Here is an 18,763-nt window from a genome sequence, read left to right as displayed (position 1 = left end):
GTGCCCCTCGCAGCCACCGGCACACTGCTGGCCCGCGCCGCCGAAGCCAGGTCCGCCGTCGCGGCGTTCAACGTCATCACCCTGGAACACGTGGAAGCCGTCGTCACCGGTGCCGAGGCCGCCGGTTCCCCCGTCGTCCTCCAGGTCAGCGAGAACGCCGTGAAGTTCCGGCACGGACGTCTCCTCCCGCTGGCCCGCGCCGCCACCGCGGCCGCCGAACGTGCGCACGTGCCCGTCGCGTTGCACCTCGACCACGTCCGCAGCGACGACCTGCTCCGGCAGGCACCCGACGCCGGATTCAGCTCGGTGATGTACGACGCGTCCCGGCTGCCGTACGCCGGGAACCTCGCCGCGACCGCGGCCGCCGTCGACTGGGCGCACGGCCAAGGCCTCTGGATCGAGGCGGAGTTGGGCGAGGTCGGCGGAAAGGACGGTCGGCCGGCCCTGGACGCGCACGCTCCCGGGGCGCGCACCGACCCCGCCGAGGCACGGGACTTCGTCGCCGGCACCGGTGTGGACGCGCTGGCCGTGGCGATCGGCAGCACGCACGCCATGACCACCCGCACCGCCGCCCTCGACCACGACCTGCTGGGACGTCTCTCGGCCGCCGTGCCGGTCCCGCTCGTCCTGCACGGCTCCTCCGGCGTCCCGGACGAGGGGCTGGTCGCCGCGGTCGGCGGCGGCATCGCCAAGGTCAACGTCGGCACGGCGCTCAACATGGCGATGACCGCGTCCGTCCGCCGTTTCCTCGCGGACCACCCCGATGCCGTCGACTCCCGTACGTACCTCGGTGCCGGCCGTGCGGCGATGGCCCGGGAGGTGACCAGGATCATCGGCGTACTGGCCGGCGGGACTACCCGCGGCTGACCGCCTTCAGCACCACGAACTTAGGGTCGCTCGCGACCAGTTGACTGTTGCCGAACAGGCGGCGCAAGGTCACGTGGTAGCCCAGGTGCCGGTTGCCGACCACCCACAGCTCGCCGCCCGGCCGCAGTGCCCGCTTCGCCCCGCTGAACATCCGCCACGCCGTCGCGTCGGTGGTCGCCTGATGGGAGTGGAACGGCGGGTTGTTCAGCACCACGTCCACGCTCCCGGCCGCGACCCCGGCCAGCCCGTCGCCGACCCGGAACTCGGCATGCCCGGGCACCCCGTTGGCCTTGTAGGTGGCCTCCGCCGAGGCGACCGCCTGGAACGACTCGTCCACGAACAGCACCTCGGCCGTCGGGTCGGCCAGCGCCACCGCCGTGCCCACGACCCCGTTCCCGCACCCCAGGTCCACGATCCGGCGGCCTCCCTCCGGCAGATGCGCCAGGAAGAACCGCGTACCGATGTCGAGCCGGTCGGCGCAGAAGACGCCCGCGTGGTTGACGACCGTACGCCCGGAGACCGCGCCGATCCCGGCGGGGAGCGCGTAGCTGTACGGCCACGGGTTCTCCGGGCGCTCCAGTGACGGATCCGGCGTGCAGTGGATCAGCCGGGCCTTCTGCTCGGCCAGCGAGGTCCGGGTCGGCCCGAGGATCCGCTCGAACAACCGGAGCGTCGACGTGTGGATCTCCTTGACCATGCCGGTGCCGATCACGACCGTCCCCGCGTGCACGGCGGGCGCCAGCCGCAGCAGCTGGTCCTCAAGGAGCGCCAGGCTCTTCGGCACCCGCACCAGCAGCACGTCCACCCGCTCCGGCGGCGGATCCTGGGTGGTCAGCAACCGCACGGCGCCCGGCTCGACACCCGCGCGCGCCAGGTTCGCGCGGGTCGCCTCCTGACTCAGGTACGAGTCGGTGATCTGCACCGGACGGTGCTCCGCCAGCGCGGTGACCATCGCGCCCCAGCGGTCGCCGAGCACCACGACCGTGCCGGACAGCCCGGTCCGGTCCTGGTCGAGATACCGCAGCAGGTACGCGTCGGAGGCGTCCCAGGCACGCAGCCGGTCGCGCGGATCCTCCGGGAAACGGGACAGCTCGAACTCGCCCCAGGCAGTCGTCATACGGTCGCTCATCGTGTGTCCAGGCTAGCGGAACCGCAGCTCAGGCCTGGTCGGGCAGGATGGGGGCATGGAGGACGAACTGTTCCCGAGGGCGTGCGCCCGCATCGCACCGGGCGCCGTGCACGTCCCCGACTGGCTGGACCCGGACCGGCAGCGCGCGCTGCTCGCCGCCTGCCGCGACTGGGCCCGGCCCCCGGCGGGCCTGCGCACGGTCCGCACGCCCGGCGGCGGCACCATGACCGCCCGCCAGGTCTGCCTGGGCTGGCACTGGCACCCGTACGCCTACGCCCGCACGGTCGTCGACGGCGACGGCAGCCCCGTGAAGCCGTTCCCCGCCTGGCTCGACGAACTGGGCCGCCGCGCGGTGACCGACGCCCTGGGGCCGGAGGCGGTCGGCGGGTTGTCGTACGACATCGCGCTGATCAACTTCTACGACGCCGACGCCCGCATGGGCATGCACCGCGACGCCGACGAGAAGTCGGACGCACCGGTGGTGTCGCTGAGCCTGGGGGACACGTGCGTGTTCCGCTTCGGCAACACCGAGAGCAGGGGCAGGCCGTACACGGACGTGGAGCTGCGGTCGGGGGACCTGTTCGTGTTCGGGGGAGAGTCGCGGCTCGCCTACCACGGGGTGCCGAGGGTGCACCCGGGCACGGGACCGGCGGAGCTGGGCCTGACCGGCCGGCTCAACGTCACACTGAGAGTGAGCGGCTTGGGAGGTGCCCTCACTTGAGCGCCCTTTCAGGGGCGCGGGGAACTGCGCGACCAGCCACAACGCACCCGCGGCGTTCAGGACTACGGATCATGGCAGACTCCCTCCCATGAGCGGAAAGGCGGCCCCCGGCCCGACGGGGAACGGAACCTCGAAACCCCGGTTGGACCGAGGACGCGGCGCACTCGGCCCCGCGCTGGAACTCGTGCACACCGGCCGCGCCCCCACCCGCGCGGTGCTCACCGCGGAGCTCGGCGTCACCCGGGCCACGGCCGGCGCCGTCGCCGCCGAACTGGAGGCGCTCGGCCTGATCAGGGTCGACGCCCACCCCGGCGCCGCCGCGGGTTCGCAGGGCCGCCCCTCCCACCGCCTGGAGGTCGCCGAGAGCGGTCCCGTCGCCCTCGCCGCGCAGATCCACGCCGACGGTTTCCGCGCGGCGCTGGTCGGCCTGGGCGGCCGGATCGTCGCGACCGCGCCCGGCTGCGAGGCCGTCGACGCCGACCCGGCGAAGGTGCTCGGCTCGGTGGTCGAGGCGGGCGCCGACCTCCTGCGCAGCACCGGCCGCCGCTGTGTCGGCGCGGGTCTCGCCGTGCCGTCCGCCGTAGCCGAACCGGAGGGCCTGGCCCTCAACCCCCTTCACCTGGCCTGGCCGGTGGGGGCGCCGGTGCGCCGGATCTTCGCGGAGTGCGTGCGCGCGGCCGGGATCACCGGCCCGGCGTTCGCGGGCAACGACGTGAACCTGGCCGCGCTCGCCGAGCACCGGCACGGCGCGGGCCGGGGCGCCCGGGACCTGCTGTGCGTGGCCACCGGGCATCGGGGCGTCGGCGGCGCGCTGGTCCTGGACGGCCGCCTGCACACGGGCAGTTCGGGCCTCGCCCTGGAGGTCGGCCACCTGGCCGTGAACCCCGAGGGCCGGCCCTGCCACTGCGGCAGCCGGGGCTGTCTGGACGTGGAGGCCGATCCCCTGGCACTGCTGATCGAGGCGGGCCGCGATCCCGGCCCCGAGGTGTCGCTGCTCCGGCAGGCCGAGGACCTGATCCGCGACCACTACGCCGACCCGACCGTCCGCAGGGCCACCGAGGCCCTGATCGACCGCCTCGGCCTGGGCCTGGCGGGACTGGTCAACATCCTCAACCCCGACCGGATCATCCTCGGCGGCCTGCACCGCACCCTGCTGGACGCCGACCCGGAGCGGCTGCGTGCCGTGGTAGCCGACCGCAGCCTGTGGGGCCAGAGCGGCAGCGTGCCGATCCTGCCGTGCACGCTGAGCCACAACAGCCTGGTGGGCGCGGCCGAGTTGGCCTGGCAGCCGGTACTGGACGACCCGCTCGGGGCACTTCGGTAACCCGCCACCGCGGCCCGGTCACCACTGTGCCGTCAGGCTCCACAAGGCCGCCACCAGCGGCCGCCTGAGGTCGGACCGGCGTACGCACAGCCCGATCGGGAAAGGCTCCGGCGCGGGGTCGGCCGGCAGCACCGCGATCCGGTCCCGCACCGCGCTGTGTTCCAGGACCAGCCGGGGGACCACCCCCGTACCGCAGCCCAGGGCGACCAGGGTCAACAGGGCCTCGTGGCCGTCCGGTTCACAGGCGACGGCCACGGGCCGCCCCCGCGCCCGGAACCAGCGGTCGGCCGCCTCGCGCACCAGTCCGCGCTGGGGGAGGACGAACGGGCCGTCCAGGCCGGGGTCCGGGCGGTCGAGTGCGGTGACCAGGACCAGGTCGGTGACCGTCACCGTGCGGCCGACCAGGGACTCCGGGAGCCGCGCCGGGATCCCGGCCACGGCCACGTCGGACTCGCCCTCGTCGAGCCGGGCAAGGGCGGCCGCCTCGTCCCCGGTGCGCAGATCCAGCCGTACCTGAGGGTGCGCCGCACGGAACGGCGCCAGCAGGCCGGGCAGCAGCGCCTGACAGGCGGTCACGGTGGCGAACACCGCGAGTCTGCCGCTGAGTTCGGCCGGGTCCGGGCGTTCGTCGCGGTAGGCCTGCCACAACTCCAGTGCCTGTACGGCGTATTCGCGGAAGCGCTGGCCCTCAGCCGTCAGGGACACCTCGCGCGGACCCCGGTCGAACAGCCGGTGGCCCAGTTCCGCCTCCAGCCGCTGCACGGTCCGGGTCAGCGTCGCCGGGCTGACGTGGCAGTCCAGGCTGGTGCGCCCGAAGTTCAGTGACTGCGCGAGGTGGAGGAAGAGCCGCAGCGCCCGGTGATCGTCCCGCACTCCCTGACCAGGCCCTTTCGTGATCCGCAACAGTCCGCTGCGGAAGTTGCGCTTGCCGCAACGTCCTTCCGGAGCCTACAACTCGGCCATGACCTCGACGACCACCTACACCTCCGGCGTCTTCGCAGTGGAAACCATGGACGTGCCCGGCGGCACGGAGACCATCCTGCGCGGCGGACGGCACCTCTTCCCCCTGCTGCCCCGGGCGTTCGCCGGGGTGCGCAGGATCGGCGTCCTCGGCTGGGGCCCGCAGGGCCGCGCCCAGGCCCGCAACCTGCGCGACTCCCTCGCCGGCACCGGCATCACGGTCACCGTCGGCCTGCGCCCCGGCTCCGCCTCGGCCGCCGACGCCCGCGAGCACGGCTTCACCGAGGAGAACGGCACCCTCGGCGACTGGCTCGCCGTCGCCGCCGACAGCGACCTGCTCCTGCTGCTGATCGCCGACGCCGCCCTCGCCTCCCACCACCGGGAGATCTTCGCGGCCCTCAAGCCCGGCGCGGTCATCGGCCTCTCGCACGGCTTCCTGCTCGGCCACCTCAGGGCGACCGGCGGCGACTTCCCGGCCGGCCACGGCGTGATCGCGGTCTGCCCCAAGGGCATGGGCGACTCCGTGCGCCGCCTCTACGAACAGGGCGCGGAGATCAACGGCGCCGGGATCAACAGCAGTTTCGCCGTGCACGCCGACCCCGACGGCCGCGCCACCGACCTCGCCCTCGGCTGGTCGGTCGCGCTCGGCGCGCCATACACCTTCCGCACCACGCTGGAGAGCGAGTACCGCTCCGACATCGTCGGCGAACGCGCCGTTCTGCTCGGTGCCGTGCACGGCATCGTGGAGAGCCTGTACGCCCGCTACCGGCTCGCCGGGGACGACGAGGTGACGGCGTACGAGCGGTCCTGCGAGAACGTGACCGGGCCCGTGGCCCGGACCATCTCCCGGGCCGGGCTGCGGGCCGTCCGCGAGGACCTCGACCCGGCCGGCCGGGAGGTCTTCGACCGGGCGTACACGGCGGCCTACGGGCCGGCCCGCGAGCTCGTCGCCGAGATCTACGACGAGGTCGCCGACGGCACCGAGCTGCGGAGCGTGATCCTCGCCGAACGGCGGCTCGGGAAGCGGGAGATGAGCCGGATCGGCGGCTCGCCGATGTGGGCGGCGGGGGAGCGGGTACGGGCCCGGCGGGCCGGACGGGAGCTGCCCGTCGAGCCGTTCACCGCCGGTGTGTTCGTGGCCACGATGACGGCGCAGATCGACGAGTTCGCCGAGCGCGGCCACCCCTGGTCGGAGATCGTCAACGAGTCCGTCATCGAGGCGGTCGACTCGCTGCTGCCCTACATGCACGCCCGCGACGTGGCGTACATGGTCGACAACTGCTCCCGCACGGCCCGCCTCGGCACCCGCCGCTGGGGCCCGCGCTTCCAGGCGGCCCTCGAGCAGATCGCCTACCCGGCGGCCCAAGTCCCGGCCGACCAGGACCTGCTGGCCGCCTTCGACGCCCACCCGGCGCACGAGGCGCTGGCCGCGGCGGCGAAGCTCCGCCCGTCGGTGGACATCTCGGTGGCCTGAGCGCATCGGGGCCGGCCACGACGGCGCCGCAGCCGGCACACGGCACACGGCACACGGCACACGGCACACGGCGGCACTGTCGGCGGAGCGCTCGGCGCCAGTCGACGGCGAAGGCCCGGGCCGGGTTGTCGGTGAGGATGCGGGCGACGTGTTCCGTGCCCAGCTCGACCACCAGCCGGGGCCGCACCCGCCGCAGCAGGTACGGCATCGCGGGGCCGCCGTCCACCGACTGCCTGCGCCACCACGGTGTCCCCGCCGAGCAGCACCCGGTCCCCGAACCCGGCCTCGGCCAGGGCCCGTACGGCCTCGGGCATCCGCCAGTCGGTGGCGTGGTTGGCCCGGGACGGCCCGTCGAAGGCCGGCCAGCAGCCGGAGGCGGCGGCCTGCCGCTGGACGACCATGTCGGGGGAGCGGTTGAGATGACCGGGGATCACCCGGAGCAGCTCCGGTGCGCAGTGGGCCGCTTGGTGGAGTCCCGTCGTTCTCTCGCCTGTTGCAAGCTGTTGCTCCCAAGGTCAAACGGTCAGTGCCTGCTTTCGAACTCCGGGGCGAGATCGCGCGAAGCATCGGTCTGATGTCCCGTCAGCGAGCCGCCGTTCGTCGTCCGTGAGAGTGGTGGTTGCATATTTCCTGGATGTCAGTGATGGCGCATCCCCCTGATGAGGACGCAGGCATGTCCCGCGGGTTCTTGGCCGTGGCCGCGCCGGAGGGCGAGGACGCGGTGGACGCGGTATTGCTGGTGGTGTCGGAGCTGTTCACCAACGCGGTGCGGCATGCGGGCGGGGTGACCGGGTTCCGGCTGGAGGCCGGGCCGGGATGGGTGACCGTGGAGGTCCATGACGCCAGCACCGTTTGTCCGCGGATCCTGCTCTTGGACGCCACCATGGGTGGTGCCGTCCGGGTGGTCAGTTGTGGTGCTCTCGCTGGCGGGCATGTCGCCTCGCGTGGCCCGTCGTTCAGTCGGGTGTCTCGCCCGAGTCGGCGGGCTCGGAGTCGTTGGCCGGCGCGGACCGCTCGATGTCCTCGTTGCCCGTGGCCCAGCTGGCCAGCAGGTTCAGGGCGTCCTGCGAGGGTGAGTGGGGCTCGGCGGTGTAGGTGAGGAGGAACTGGCTGGGGCCGTCGGGGAGCGGGAAGGTTTCGAAGGGCAGGTCGAGGTCGCCGACGACCGGGTGGTGGAGGAGCTTCACGCCCGTGGTGTGCATCCGGACGTTGTGGGCCGCCCAGCGGCGGCGGAATTCCTCGCTGCGGGTGGACAGCTCCCCCATCAGGTCCGTCAGCCGCCGGTCGTACAGATCGCGGCCTGCCTCGGCGCGCAGCATGGCGACCGTGTCGTTGGCGACTTCGTCCCAGTGGCGGAAGAACTCGGTCGCGTGCGGGCTGAGAAAGACGAACCGGGCGTTGTTGGGCGGCCGTACCGGGTCGGCGTAGACGGGGGAGAACAGGGCACGCCCGAGGTGGTTGGCGGCCAGGATGTCCCCGCGTCCGCTGAGGATGAACGCGGGTGTGCCGCTCATCGAGTCGAGGACGCGCTGCACCGTGGGCCGGACCCGCTGCTGGGCCGGGCGGCGGCGTGGCGGGCGGGTCGTGGCGGCGCCGCGTAGGAGGTCGAGCAGGTGGATGCGTTCGGCCTCGTCGAGCTGAAGTGCTTGCGCGATGCCGTCGATGACGCTCTCAGAGACGCCGGTGGCGTTGCCGCGCTCCAGCCGGGTGTAGTACTCGCTGGAGATGCCCGCGAGGAGGGCGACCTCCTCGCGGCGCAGCCCCGTGACCCGTCGGCGCTCTCCGCCGTACACGGGCAGCCCGGCCTGCTCAGGGGTGACCCTGGCCCGCCGCGTGCCCAGGAATTCCCGGATCTCCACACGGAAATCGGCACGAATGTCGCGGTTGCTGCCGTTGGGGTCGTTTCTGCCTGCCATGCGCTTCACTCTACGAGCGCTTCCGCCGGGTTGGGGGTCCCTGTCAGTGACCCCCTCATCAGGGACTCCCACCCTCGCGTGACAGCCGGTTTTGTTGGTGATGCACCGCCCACGGCGGTGTGAGCCGTCCAGACAGACGGCGCTCGTGCCGCCGGCCTCAGCCTCCTCTACGGCGCCGTCGGCGATGCATCTCCCCGCACACAGCGGGTGCCGGATCACGGCGCCTGAAAGGAACCCCCCCATGAGCAAAGTCATTCTCGTCACCGGTGCCGGACGCGGTCTGGGTACGGACATCGCCCGCGAGGCCCTCGCCGCGGGCCACCAGGTCGTCGCCACCGGCCGCCGCCCCGAGGAGGTCGAGAAGACCCTGGGTGGGCCGCAGGACAATCTGCTGGTCACCAAGCTGGACGTCACCAGCCTGGACGATGCCGAGGCTGCCGCGCAGGCCGCCGTCGACCGCTTCGGCCGTATCGACGTACTGATCAACAACGCCGGGAACCTCTTCACCGGCTACTTCGAGGAGATCTCGCCCGCGCAGATGCGCCGGCAGTTCGAGACCAACCTCTTCGGCCCGATGAACGTCACCCGCGCCGTCCTGCCGATCATGCGCAAGCAGCGCGCCGGCCACGTCATCACCATCACCTCGACCGCCGGGCTGGTCGGCATGGAGTTCACCTCCGCCTACGCCGCCTCCAAGTTCGCGGAAGAGGGCTGGATGGAGTCCCTGCGCTACGACGTGGAGCCGTACAACATCCACACCACGGTCGTGGAGCCCGGCTACTTCCGCACCGAACTCCTCGTGGACGGCTCCACCACCTGGCCCGAGCTGTCCATCGACGACTACGCCCCGCGCACCGCACCCCGGATCGAGGGCATGAAGAGCATGAACGGCAAGCAGCCCGGCGACCCCGCCAAGCTCGCCCGCGCCCTGCTCACCATCGCCCAGCAGGAGAAGCCGCTGCTGCGATTCGTCGCCGGTGCGGACGCCATCGAGGCCGCCGAGGCCAAGGCGAAGGAGCTCCTCGCCCAGGCCGAGGCATCCCGCGAACTGGGCGACAGCCTGGCCTACGACGACGCCCACGCCTGACCAGCACGCAGAGAGCCGACATGCCCCTCAAAGGCGAGTACGAGCCGAGCAAGGCGCAGTTTGTACGTGACCAGGTGGAGCTGTACGAGAGCTCCGGCGGTACGCAGGGAACGACGCTGAGTGTCCTGGTCGCACGGGAGGAAGACGAGAGGCTCCGGGACCTGCCCGTCGTCATCCTGACCACCCTGGGCGCGAAGAGCGGCAAGATCCGCAAGACCCCGGTCATGCGGGTGGAACACGACGGCGTCTACGCCGTGGTCGCCTCCATGGCAGGAGCTCCCAAGCACCCGGTCTGGTACCACAACGCGGTGACCGACCTCCGGGTCGAGCTCCAGGACGGCCCGGTGCGCCAGGACATGCTGGCACGCGAGGTGACCGGGGACGAGAAGGCCCTGTGGTGGGCCCGAGCCGTCGAAGCGTTCCCCGACTACGCCGAGTACCAGAAGAACACGGAACGTGAGATCCCGGTCCTCGTTCCGGAGCCGGCGGCCCACGAGCACTGACCCGGCGCAGCCGGTTCAGCCCCGGACCCACCGCAGCCCGGCCCTGGCAACACCGGCGTCGGACCCCACCTGACAGCGGCCAGCTCGAATCCCCCATGGCCGGCCCGCCCGGCCGCCTGGACGAAGCACATCACCGGCGACCGCGGCATCGATGTCCTCGGCAGCCTGACCTACGACGACACCCACGCCTGAGCACCATGCCCGGCCGAGGCCGGAAGCCGTCGGGTGCACCTACGGCGCTGACCCGCTACCCGGCAACGGCGCCCGCGCCGGCAGCGCGCGGACCACCGAAGCACGGTCCGCCAGCTGGTGCCGCACCCCATTGATCACACCGGCCTGACGGCCGTCACGAAAAGGAGTCCCTGATGAAGCACGTATCACTGGGCGGGCTCGATGTCTCCCGCATCGGGCTGGGAGCCATGACCATGGCCGGCATGTACACCACGGGCGGGGGGCTCGACGACGCAGAGTCGATCCGCACCATCCACCGGGCGCTGGACCTCGGGGTCACCCACATCGACACCGCCGAGATCTACGGCCCCTTCCACAGCGAGGATATCGTCGGCAAGGCGATCAAGGGCCGCCGCGACGACGTCGTCGTGGCGACGAAGTTCGGTCTCGTCTCCCACGCCGGCGACGGCCCCGGCGTGATCGACAGCAGCGCCGGCAACGTGAAGGCCGCGGTCGAAGGCTCGCTCAGGCGGCTCGGCACCGACCACATCGACCTCTACTACCAGCACCGCGTCGACCCGAACACGCCCATCGAGGAGACCGTCGGCGCACTGGCCGAGCTGGTTGCCGAGGGCAAGGTCCGTCACATCGGCCTCTCCGAGGCCGGTCCCGAGACGATCCGCCGGGCGCACGCCGTGCATCCGGTGGCCGCGCTGCAGACCGAATACTCGCTGTGGACCCGCGACGTCGAGGCCGAGATCCTCCCGTTGCTGCGCGAGCTCGGCATCGGATTCGTGCCCTACTCGCCGCTCGGGCACGGCCTGCTGACCGGGCAGATCCGCACCGTCGACGACTTCGCCGACGACGACTGGCGCAAGACCAACCCGCGCTTCATCGGCGAGAACTTCCAGCGCAACCTGCGCATCGTCGACGAAGTACAGGCCATCGGGGTCGACATCGGCGCCACCCCGGCCCAGACCGCGCTGGCCTGGCTGCTGACCCGCGGCGACGACATCGCCCCCATCCCCGGCACCCGGCGGGTCGCGCGCGTCGAAGAAAACACCGCAGCCGACGGCATCGAACTCAGCACCGCTCAGCTCGACCGCCTGAACAACCTCACACCGGCCGCGGGCGAGCGCCACGACGAGGCGAACATGGCCACCATCGACCGGTGATCTGACGCCCCGGCGACGTACTGACCCGTCGCACCCGACCGACCCGCTTCCCTTCACCCATTTCACTGATCACTGAAGAGGCTTTCTCATCATGTCCGAGGTTCTCCTTGTCGTAGGCCACCCCGACCTGTCCCAGTCGAAGGCCAACAAGGCTCTGGTGGACGCCGTCCGCGAGCTGGCCCATGTCACCGTGCACGACCTCTACGCCACCTACCCCGACTTCCAGATCGACGTCGCCGCCGAGCAGGCACTGCGGGCCGAACACGATGTGATCGTCTTCCAGCACCCGGTGTTCTGGTACAACACCACCCCTCTGCTCAAGCAGTGGCAGGACAAGGTCTTCACCCTCGGCTGGGCCTTCACCATGGACGGCTCTGCCTCGCAGCTGGCCGGCAAGAAGGCCGTCGTCGCCGTCACCGCCGGCGTCCCCGCCGAGCACTACACCCCCGAAGGCGCGAACAAGACCACCCTCGAGACGCTCCTCAGCAACTGGCACGCAACCCTGCGGCTGTGCCAGTTCGACATCCAGCCGATGGTCAAGCTGTACGGCACCGCCTTCGGCCTCTCCGACCAGGACCTGTCCACCGCCGCCAAGCAGTACAACGAACTGCTCGCTTCCTTCGCCGCCTGACCGCACTCCCACGTGAACGGCCGCCCTCGCCGACAGCGGCGCCACTCAGCACTGGGCCACCGCACCCCGATCGAATACGAACTACTCTCCGAACAAGACACCATCCCGCCGCCAGTTGGCCACCGCAGCTGGAACCCGAACAGTGGGGCAGGTCAAGATGTCACCCGATCGTGCGGCAGACCCCATCGATCATCAAAGAGTGGACATAAAGCCACCCACAGTCACTGAAATCCAAGCAACAGTTGCTTGTGGCTGGAGACCGCCTGCGCAGACCACGTGCACACCGGCGGACCGGGACAGCAGGGACAGGTCCGCGGCCCGCCGTCCCATCCCGTGGTCGTGCGCGTCGCAGACGCCCAGGTCCGTGGGCCGGATGTCACCGAGGACCGTACGGACAGCGCTCACCACTGCCGCCCGCGCGGCAGCGCGCCGCGCCCCGGCTCGGACAGATGCAGTACCTGGAAGACGTCGCCCTCGGCCTTGGGCGTGTCGTGCTCCCAGAGTGAGAAATGGACCAGTTCCCAGGCGTAGGTGTCCACGGCGGCCGCCGCCAGCACGGCCCCGTCCGCGGCCGCCAGCCGCCCCGTCTCGTCAGCCGCCCCTGCCATGAAGGCGGCCAACTCCACACCGTCCGGCACCGGTTGCCGCCGCCGCACGGCGTACGCGGCGGGGGAGCCGGCGGCGGTGCCCTCCTCGAAGGCCAGGCCCGTCCACTGCCGTACGCGCGGCCGCCCGAAGTCGTCGACAGGCCCCTGGAAGGCGCCTCCCCAGAGGAAGCCGTTCATGCCCTGCACGGTGTTCCAGAGATAGAACGGCCCGTACTGGTTCACCGGCGAGCCGTGGTGTCCCCGCTCGCGCATGAGGTAGGTCTTGATGCCGAGGCCGTCCCAGTCGTCCAGCAGATGCCCGACGCGCGCGACGCGGGAGCGGATGACGCGCATGTCGTAGTCGGCGGGCAGGGTGAACTCGTACTGCATGGCGTGCATCGCGCTGATCGCTCCTCAGGCCGGTTAGTCGGTCACGTGCTCGTGCCACTCGGTGGTCGTGCCGTCCTCGGCGGCCTCCACGACCGCGAGATGCGTCATGAAGCTGCGCGGTGCGGCGCCGTGCCAGTGCCATTCGCCCGGCTCGATCCACACCGTGTCACCCGCGCGGATCGCCTCCGGCTCGCCGCCCCTGCGCTGCACCAGCCCCGCGCCCTCCAGGACGTGCAGCACCTGGCCGTGCGGATGCCGGTGCCAGGCGGTGTGGGCGCCGGGCGCGAAGTGGACGCTGAACATGCGCAGCCGGGACGGTGCGGCGGGCGCGGCCGGCTCGTCCAGCCACACCGTGCCGGTGAAGTTCTCCGCCGGGCCCCGCCGGGTGTCCGGGCGCTCTCTGGTGATGTGCACGTACGTCAACTCCTCAGCAGGGACAGCAGTCCGCGCACCCCGGCGTCGAACGCGGCGGGGGAACCGGACGCCCGGGCGAGCACGTAGCCGCCCTGCACGGTCGCGAGCACGGTCGCGGCGATCTCCCCGCCGTCCAGCCGGGGCCCGAACTGCCCCTGTTCCTTGCCCTCTTCGACGATCCCGGCGATCAGCTCCCCGATCCGGTCGAGCGTGTCGTCGACCGGCGCGCGCAGTTCGTCGCTCGCGATGATGTCCGGGTCCATGGTCAGCCGGCCGACCGGGCAGCCGCGCAGCACGTCGCGCTCGCGCCGCAGATACGCCTCGATCCGCTCGTAGGGCGTGCCCGGTCCGGTGAGTACGGCCTCGGCGGTGGCCAGGAGCTCCTCGGCGGTTCGCCGGATCGCGGCCAGCGCCAGGTCCGGCTTGCCCTTGAAGTGGTGGTACATGCTGCCCTGGCCGGCGCCCGCGCGCTCCAGGATCGCCTTGGGACTCGTGCCGACGTAGCCGCGCTCCCACAGCAGTTCGCGGGTGGACTCGATCAACCGTTCCGACGTGCTCATACATCGACTGTACATACTAGTAGTTACAGAGTGCCGGCCCTTTCGGGGAGCAGGGCCCCACCCGCGGCGTACTCCCCGGGAGGTACGGCCGGTGCCGTCGGCCGCACGACGACCGAGACCCCTCCCGGCGGTCAGTCTCGGTACATCACACCGAGACCCTGGGGAGTTGACCGACATGCAGACCCTGGCGAACTGGAACGGCGGGCCCGGCCCGTGGATCCTGTTCTTCCCGCTGATCTGGGCGGCCGTCGTGATCGGCGTCGGCACGTTCCTGCGCCGCACCGGGTGGCGCGGCCGCGGCGGACCCTGGCGCCCGATGGACGCCGGCCGTCCGTCCGGTGACTCGCCGCTCGCGGTCCTCGGCCGCCGGTTCGCCTCCGGCGAGATCGATGAGGACGAGTACTGGCGGAGGCTGTCCGTCCTGGAGGAGCAGTTCGGCCGCATCGGCAAGGGCGGCGCGGTATGAGGAAGCGGTGAAGCCGGGGAGAGACTCGGCGAGGAGACTCACCGCCCGCTCAACTGGCGACAGCCGAGCGGGCGGGAGCGTGTGCGGCACCGGGAACGGCGGCGGTCGCGTGTGCGGGGGCCGGGGCGCCGACGGGTGCGGGTGCGACGGCGGGCGCACCGGCGGTCGTGGGTTCCGGCTCGACGATCCGGCGGGGTGCCGGTTCGGCGGCCCGGCGCTGCGGACGGGCGGCCGCCTTCGGCGTGGCCGTCGATGCCGGCAGGGTGAACCACACGACCTTGCCGTCGTCGTGCGGCCGTACCCCCCAGCTCTCGCTGACCGCGGCCACCATCGCGAGCCCCCGCCCGCAGGTGGCCATCGGCGCGATCTCCGTGCCGTCCCCGACCACCGGAAGGCGCGGATCGTGGTCGCGGACCGACACCGTGAGGCGGTCGAGCTGGAGCTCGATCTCCACGGTGCAGTTCTTGTCGGTCTGGGCGTGCCGGTGGACGTTGGTGAGCAACTCCGTCACACCGAGCGCGGCCCGGTCGATCAACGGGTCGAGATGCCAGTAGCGCAACTGCGCAGATACGATTCTGCGGACCTGGCCGATCCGCGAGGGCAGTGCTTGGAGCTCCACCGAGCAGTGTCTGCTTGGGTGTTTGATCACGGCTGCGACTCCCCGACGTGAGGTCCGGAAGAACACGGAGAACGGATCCAGCAGGGCGCCGCCGTCCATGGGGCCGCCTGCTGTCGTGTCCGGCGGGCTGGTTCGCAGCGTTATCGCCGGTAAACCCAGAGTGACGTGAGACAAGCGTGACCCAGTGCGTACGGTCCCGCAACTCGCCGTGGCCCGGCGGTCACGCCCCGCAGGTCCGTGCGGTTCAGCGGTCACGCCCCGCGGCCCGCCGTACCGCCTCGATGAAGCGGCGCGCCGCGGGCGGACCGGGCTCGCCCGGCGCGGGGTCGTGGTCACCCAGGGTGAGTGAGTAGCGCTGGCCGTTGAGGTCGGCCAAGGCCCGGTCCTCGGACGCGAACCACGGCTTGGAGGCGCGCACCGCCTGCACGGGCGCGCTGTCGATCTCGCTGCCGTAGCTCGTGAGCAACTGCAGCCTGCCGTCCCTTATCCGGACCTGCCCGGCCCGGGTGAGCGAACGCAGCCGCTTGTCGATCCGCACGCCCTTCGCCGTGAACTCCGGCTCCGCCATCCTGCCCCGCCCCTTTTCGAGTACGTCGGTCGCCGTCCGGAAGCTTGTGGCACCGGCCCGGCGCGCTCCGGCTCGTTCGTGATCCAGTGTGCGCCCCCGTTCGAGACGTTCGTCCCGTCCGGTGGCAGTCTGCCCGCCCTCGGCGCGGAGCACCAGTACGCACGGACCGCCGGGCGGGGGGCGCTCGGAGCACTCGTCGCCGTGCGCCCCCGGAGGGTTCGCGCCACTGTTCATCCCTGTTCCCCAGGGGTGCCTTTGAGGCGCCCAAAGATGCGTTTATGCAGGTGAGAAGCGTGCGGAAGGTGTTTATGATCGATGCGTCGGCCGCGTTCGGACGCCGTCGGCGCGAAGCGTAAGGAGTCCCGTCGTGAGCACCACCCCGCAGATCCGGACCGGCGCCACCCTCGACGTCGACCGCAGTGACGCCGCCTACCGGGACTGGCTCAAAGAGGCCGTCCGCAAGGTCCAGGCGGACGCGAACCGCTCGGCGGACACGCACCTGCTGCGCTTCCCGCTGCCCGAGGCCTGGGGCATCGACCTCTACCTCAAGGACGAGTCGACGCATCCGACGGGGAGCCTCAAGCACCGGCTGGCGCGCTCGCTCTTCCTCTACGGCCTGTGCAACGGCTGGATCCGGCCGGGCCGCCCGGTGATCGAGGCGTCCAGCGGGTCGACGGCCGTCTCCGAGGCGTACTTCGCCAAGCTCATCGGCGTGCCCTTCATCGCCGTCATGCCGCGCACCACCAGCGCCGAGAAGTGCCGGCTCATCGAATTCCACAGCGGGCAGTGCCATTTCGTGGACGACTCCCGGAAAATGTACGAGGAGTCCGCGCGCCTCGCGGTGGAGACCGGCGGCCACTACATGGACCAGTTCACCTACGCCGAACGGGCCACGGACTGGCGCGGCAACAACAACATCGCCGAATCAATCTTCCGTCAGCTGGAGTTGGAGCGGTTCCCGGAGCCGGCCTGGATCGTCGCCACGGCGGGCACGGGCGGTACGTCCGCGACGCTCGCGCGCTATGTCCACTACACCCAGCGCGATACGCGGATCTGCGTCGCCGACCCGGAGAACTCCTGTTTCTTCGAGGGCTGGACCACCGGCGATCCGGACGTCACCTGCGACTGCGGGTCCCGCATCGAGGGCATCGGGCGGCCGCGGATGGAGCCGAGCTTCGTGCCCGGGGCCGTCGACCGCATGATGAAGGTGCCGGATGCGGCGAGCGTGGCCGCGGTGCGGGCGCTGGAGCGGACGATCGGGCGGAAGGCCGGAGGGTCGACCGGGACCGGGCTGTGGAGTGCGCTGAAGATCGTCGCCGAGATGGTGGCCGAGGGGCGGCGGGGGAGCGTGGTGACCTTGCTCTGCGATCCGGGCGACCGCTACCTCGACAAGTACTACTCGGACACCTGGCTCGCCGAACAGGGCCTGGACATCGCGCCCTACGCGGCGGCGATCGAGTCGCTGCTGGAGACAGGGGTCTGGCCCGACTGAGGCGCTACCGCGCCAGGCGCCGGTCCAGTTCGGTGACCGCGCCCCGGAAGGCGCGGCCCAGCCCGGCGCGTGCCGCCCTGACCACGAGACGGAACGGTGCGTTGCCGTCCACGGCGAAGGTCCACTGCACCCGAGTGCCGCCGCCGGACGGCACGAGCCGCCACTCCTCCGCGAGGGCGTGCGCACCGGGCGCGTTGGTCAGGTCCACCCGGTAGGCGTACACCTCCGCCTCCTTGGCCGCGATGACCGTCTCCCGGAACCGCCCGCCGCCCTTGAGCCGGATGTCGCGCCCGGCACCGTCGTCGACGGACTCGGCGTGGGTCACCGCGGCGAACCACTCCGCCCAGCCGGGCACGTCGTCGTTGAGCGCGTGGAAGACCCGCTCGGGTGGCGCGGACATCTCCTGCGCGAAGACCAGGCGTACGGGCGCGGTCTCGACGAAGTCGAGCCCCACGGGGCGCAGTCGGCGTGCCATGGGCAAGAACCCCCTTGGCCGGTAAGGCGGTTGACCGGCGTCGCCACGATAACTGGCGGCCCGTCAGATGTCTGTACCGCCGACGCGATCAGGCCTCGGCCTCGCCCGCCACCACCAGCCGGCGCAGATGCTCCGAGATCTCCGCACGCGCGTCGGAGGGCAGTCCGGCGTCCGTGACCAGCGTGTCGATCTGCTCCAGCTTGGCGAACGAACTGAGGCCCACCGTGCCCCACTTGGTGTGGTCGGCGACCACCACGACCCGCCGGGCCGACTGCACCAGGCGGCGGTTGGTCTCCGCCTCCGCGAGGTTGGGCGTGGAGAGGCCGGCCTCGGTCGATATGCCGTGCACGCCGAGGAAGAGCAGGTCGAAGTGGAGCGCCGCGATCGCCTGGTCGGCCACCGGGCCCACGAGGGAGTCGGACGGGGTGCGCACCCCGCCGGTCAGGACCACCGTCGCCGCGCCCTGACGCTGCCCGGAGACCCGCTGGGCCGCGTGGAAGACGTCCGCGACCCGCACCGAGTTCGTCACCACGGTCAGGTCGGGGACCTCCAGCAGATGATGGGCCAGCGCGTACGTCGTCGTACCGCCGGACAGGGCGATCGCCGTGCCCGGCACGACCAGTTCGGCAGCTGCCCGCGCGATGTCCTCCTTCGCCGTCAGTTCCAGCCCCGACTTGGCCTCGAACCCCGGCTCGTGGGTGCTCGCCTCGACCACCGGCACCGCACCGCCGTGCACCTTCTCCAGCACACCCTGCCGGGCCAGCGCGTCCAGGTCCCGGCGTACGGTCATGTCCGACACACCGAGCTTGCGGGTCAGCTCGTTGACCCGTACGCCGCCCCGGCGCCGGACCTCGTCCAGGATCAGGGCGCGGCGCTGCTCCGCGAGGAGGTTCTGGTTCTCGCTCACGTACGCTCCGGTCCTCTCGCCTCAAGCCGTCCGACACGCCCTGCGTACCGGCTCCGACCAGGACATTCCGTCCGGCTCCGGTGTGCGGGCGCCCCATCCTTTCACGGGACCACACAGGTTGCGCTACTCCCTGTGTCGGTGCGCACATGTCATTTGGACACCACGTGTTGCCCTGGGTGTCACACACAACGGGGAGATTCCGTGGCGAGTGGTGTGTGTCACACCGGAATCGGCGATCCTGAGACCCGCACGGACACAGACCATCGGCGCGTCACGGGGGAAGTGCGACAAGAGTGGAACGCGCGCAGGAACGCACCACCGGCACAA

General features: G+C 71.6%; 20 protein-coding genes and 2 pseudogenes. 10 read left to right on the top strand and 12 right to left on the bottom strand.

Annotated features, from left to right (window positions below; all coding sequences use genetic code 11):
* Entirely contained in the window at positions 1-867 is an 867-nt protein-coding gene (locus tag ACFY6U_RS19275; protein ID WP_390039672.1) for a ketose-bisphosphate aldolase, read from the top strand.
* Here the strand turns inward: ACFY6U_RS19275 and ACFY6U_RS19270 are convergent.
* Entirely contained in the window at positions 854-1,984 is a 1,131-nt protein-coding gene (locus ACFY6U_RS19270) for a methyltransferase (RefSeq protein WP_390039670.1), read from the bottom strand. The two genes, ACFY6U_RS19275 and ACFY6U_RS19270, sit on opposite strands and share 14 nt — an antisense overlap.
* 67 nt (positions 1,985-2,051) lie before the next feature.
* On the opposite strand from ACFY6U_RS19270, the gene ACFY6U_RS19265 reads away from it, so the two are divergent.
* A complete protein-coding gene (locus ACFY6U_RS19265; protein WP_390039668.1) occupies positions 2,052-2,717 on the top strand; it encodes an alpha-ketoglutarate-dependent dioxygenase AlkB family protein in 666 nt (221 codons plus the stop codon).
* An 88-nt stretch (positions 2,718-2,805) separates the two neighbouring features.
* On the top strand, positions 2,806-4,041 hold the full coding sequence (locus tag ACFY6U_RS19260) for an ROK family protein (protein ID WP_390039666.1): 1,236 nt from the start codon (positions 2,806-2,808) through the stop codon (positions 4,039-4,041).
* Positions 4,042-4,059: 18 nt separating this feature from the next.
* Here the strand turns inward: ACFY6U_RS19260 and ilvY are convergent, their stop codons facing one another.
* Complete coding sequence (ilvY, locus tag ACFY6U_RS19255) at positions 4,060-4,914, bottom strand: HTH-type transcriptional activator IlvY (RefSeq protein WP_390039664.1); 855 nt, start codon at positions 4,912-4,914, stop codon at positions 4,060-4,062.
* A gap of 88 nt (positions 4,915-5,002) precedes the next feature.
* Here ilvY and ACFY6U_RS19250 point away from each other — a divergent pair, with 88 nt between their 5' ends.
* Positions 5,003-6,475, top strand: coding sequence for a ketol-acid reductoisomerase (locus tag ACFY6U_RS19250; RefSeq protein WP_390039662.1), 1,473 nt, complete (start codon positions 5,003-5,005; stop codon positions 6,473-6,475).
* A 97-nt stretch (positions 6,476-6,572) separates the two neighbouring features.
* Here the strand turns inward: ACFY6U_RS19250 and ACFY6U_RS19245 are convergent.
* Both ACFY6U_RS19245 and ACFY6U_RS19240 read right to left on the bottom strand, forming a co-directional pair.
* Positions 6,573-6,912, bottom strand: a pseudogene (locus tag ACFY6U_RS19245) (phosphotriesterase); the annotation flags it as partial.
* Positions 6,913-7,431: 519 nt separating this feature from the next.
* Positions 7,432-8,391 carry a helix-turn-helix domain-containing protein gene (locus tag ACFY6U_RS19240; RefSeq protein WP_390039660.1) on the bottom strand — a complete coding sequence of 320 codons (960 nt, stop codon included), beginning with the start codon at positions 8,389-8,391 and terminating at the stop codon, positions 7,432-7,434.
* Between the two features lie 241 nt (positions 8,392-8,632).
* Between ACFY6U_RS19240 and ACFY6U_RS19235 the strand changes: the two genes are divergently transcribed.
* The 4 genes from ACFY6U_RS19235 (at position 8,633) to ACFY6U_RS19220 (ending at position 11,958) form a co-directional block, all read left to right on the top strand.
* On the top strand, positions 8,633-9,478 hold the full coding sequence (locus ACFY6U_RS19235) for an SDR family oxidoreductase (RefSeq protein WP_390039658.1): 846 nt from the start codon (positions 8,633-8,635) through the stop codon (positions 9,476-9,478).
* Between the two features lie 20 nt (positions 9,479-9,498).
* On the top strand, positions 9,499-9,981 hold the full coding sequence (locus ACFY6U_RS19230; protein WP_390039656.1) for a nitroreductase family deazaflavin-dependent oxidoreductase: 483 nt from the start codon (positions 9,499-9,501) through the stop codon (positions 9,979-9,981).
* A gap of 365 nt (positions 9,982-10,346) precedes the next feature.
* Positions 10,347-11,327, top strand: coding sequence for an aldo/keto reductase (locus ACFY6U_RS19225; protein WP_390039654.1), 981 nt, complete (start codon positions 10,347-10,349; stop codon positions 11,325-11,327).
* Between the two features lie 91 nt (positions 11,328-11,418).
* The gene (locus ACFY6U_RS19220) at positions 11,419-11,958 is read left to right on the top strand and encodes an NAD(P)H-dependent oxidoreductase (RefSeq protein WP_390039652.1); all 540 of its coding nucleotides are present in this window, start codon (positions 11,419-11,421) and stop codon (positions 11,956-11,958) included.
* Between the two features lie 255 nt (positions 11,959-12,213).
* On the opposite strand, the pseudogene ACFY6U_RS19215 reads toward ACFY6U_RS19220, so the two are convergent.
* From ACFY6U_RS19215 to ACFY6U_RS19200, 4 genes and pseudogenes are all read right to left on the bottom strand, one after another.
* A pseudogene (locus tag ACFY6U_RS19215) lies at positions 12,214-12,363 on the bottom strand (phosphotriesterase); the annotation flags it as partial.
* Complete coding sequence (locus ACFY6U_RS19210; protein WP_390039651.1) at positions 12,360-12,944, bottom strand: DUF4865 family protein; 585 nt, start codon at positions 12,942-12,944, stop codon at positions 12,360-12,362. The gene ACFY6U_RS19210 and the pseudogene ACFY6U_RS19215, both read right to left, overlap by 4 nt.
* Positions 12,945-12,968: 24 nt before the next feature.
* A complete protein-coding gene (locus tag ACFY6U_RS19205) occupies positions 12,969-13,349 on the bottom strand; it encodes a cupin domain-containing protein (protein WP_390039649.1) in 381 nt (126 codons plus the stop codon).
* A 5-nt stretch (positions 13,350-13,354) separates the two neighbouring features.
* Positions 13,355-13,924, bottom strand: coding sequence for a TetR/AcrR family transcriptional regulator (locus ACFY6U_RS19200; protein WP_390039648.1), 570 nt, complete (start codon positions 13,922-13,924; stop codon positions 13,355-13,357).
* Positions 13,925-14,084: 160 nt separating this feature from the next.
* Between ACFY6U_RS19200 and ACFY6U_RS19195 the strand changes: the two genes are divergently transcribed.
* A complete protein-coding gene (locus ACFY6U_RS19195) occupies positions 14,085-14,375 on the top strand; it encodes an SHOCT domain-containing protein (protein WP_390039729.1) in 291 nt (96 codons plus the stop codon).
* 49 nt (positions 14,376-14,424) lie between these two features.
* Here ACFY6U_RS19195 and ACFY6U_RS19190 read toward each other — a convergent pair whose 3' ends face one another.
* Together ACFY6U_RS19190 and ACFY6U_RS19185 are read right to left on the bottom strand one after the other, a co-directional pair.
* Positions 14,425-15,024: an ATP-binding protein gene (locus ACFY6U_RS19190; RefSeq protein ID WP_390039646.1), complete on the bottom strand. Its 600-nt coding sequence runs from the start codon at positions 15,022-15,024 to the stop codon at positions 14,425-14,427.
* A gap of 214 nt (positions 15,025-15,238) precedes the next feature.
* Complete coding sequence (locus ACFY6U_RS19185) at positions 15,239-15,562, bottom strand: hypothetical protein (RefSeq protein WP_217544805.1); 324 nt, start codon at positions 15,560-15,562, stop codon at positions 15,239-15,241.
* Positions 15,563-15,929: 367 nt separating this feature from the next.
* Here ACFY6U_RS19185 and ACFY6U_RS19180 point away from each other — a divergent pair, with 367 nt between their 5' ends.
* On the top strand, positions 15,930-17,054 hold the full coding sequence (locus ACFY6U_RS19180; protein ID WP_390039644.1) for a PLP-dependent cysteine synthase family protein: 1,125 nt from the start codon (positions 15,930-15,932) through the stop codon (positions 17,052-17,054).
* Positions 17,055-17,058: 4 nt separating this feature from the next.
* Here the strand turns inward: ACFY6U_RS19180 and ACFY6U_RS19175 are convergent, their stop codons facing one another.
* Together ACFY6U_RS19175 and ACFY6U_RS19170 are read right to left on the bottom strand one after the other, a co-directional pair.
* Positions 17,059-17,529 (bottom strand): SRPBCC family protein, encoded by a 471-nt coding sequence (locus tag ACFY6U_RS19175; protein WP_390039642.1) that lies wholly within the window; start codon positions 17,527-17,529, stop codon positions 17,059-17,061.
* Between the two features lie 88 nt (positions 17,530-17,617).
* Positions 17,618-18,436: a DeoR/GlpR family DNA-binding transcription regulator gene (locus ACFY6U_RS19170; protein ID WP_351494892.1), complete on the bottom strand. Its 819-nt coding sequence runs from the start codon at positions 18,434-18,436 to the stop codon at positions 17,618-17,620.
* Positions 18,437-18,763 lie beyond the last annotated feature (327 nt).

The sequence above is a fragment of the Streptomyces sp. NPDC013157 genome (genome assembly GCF_042899865.1).
GTDB lineage: Bacteria > Actinomycetota > Actinomycetes > Streptomycetales > Streptomycetaceae > Streptomyces.
The sequence above is the reverse complement of the archived record's forward strand: the minus strand, read 5'-3'. Positions and strand labels throughout refer to the sequence as shown.

Coding starts and splice junctions, on each gene's coding strand:
- ACFY6U_RS19270 (WP_390039670.1), bottom strand. CDS start 1,984: ATGACGACTGCCTGGGGCGAGTTCGAGCTGTCCCGTTTCCCGGAGGAT.
- ACFY6U_RS19265 (WP_390039668.1), top strand. CDS start 2,052: ATGGAGGACGAACTGTTCCCGAGGGCGTGCGCCCGCATCGCACCGGGC.
- ACFY6U_RS19260 (WP_390039666.1), top strand. CDS start 2,806: ATGAGCGGAAAGGCGGCCCCCGGCCCGACGGGGAACGGAACCTCGAAA.
- ACFY6U_RS19250 (WP_390039662.1), top strand. CDS start 5,003: ATGACCTCGACGACCACCTACACCTCCGGCGTCTTCGCAGTGGAAACC.
- ACFY6U_RS19240 (WP_390039660.1), bottom strand. CDS start 8,391: ATGGCAGGCAGAAACGACCCCAACGGCAGCAACCGCGACATTCGTGCC.
- ACFY6U_RS19235 (WP_390039658.1), top strand. CDS start 8,633: ATGAGCAAAGTCATTCTCGTCACCGGTGCCGGACGCGGTCTGGGTACG.
- ACFY6U_RS19230 (WP_390039656.1), top strand. CDS start 9,499: ATGCCCCTCAAAGGCGAGTACGAGCCGAGCAAGGCGCAGTTTGTACGT.
- ACFY6U_RS19225 (WP_390039654.1), top strand. CDS start 10,347: ATGAAGCACGTATCACTGGGCGGGCTCGATGTCTCCCGCATCGGGCTG.
- ACFY6U_RS19220 (WP_390039652.1), top strand. CDS start 11,419: ATGTCCGAGGTTCTCCTTGTCGTAGGCCACCCCGACCTGTCCCAGTCG.
- ACFY6U_RS19210 (WP_390039651.1), bottom strand. CDS start 12,944: ATGCACGCCATGCAGTACGAGTTCACCCTGCCCGCCGACTACGACATG.
- ACFY6U_RS19200 (WP_390039648.1), bottom strand. CDS start 13,924: ATGTACAGTCGATGTATGAGCACGTCGGAACGGTTGATCGAGTCCACC.
- ACFY6U_RS19195 (WP_390039729.1), top strand. CDS start 14,085: ATGCAGACCCTGGCGAACTGGAACGGCGGGCCCGGCCCGTGGATCCTG.
- ACFY6U_RS19185 (WP_217544805.1), bottom strand. CDS start 15,562: ATGGCGGAGCCGGAGTTCACGGCGAAGGGCGTGCGGATCGACAAGCGG.
- ACFY6U_RS19175 (WP_390039642.1), bottom strand. CDS start 17,529: ATGGCACGCCGACTGCGCCCCGTGGGGCTCGACTTCGTCGAGACCGCG.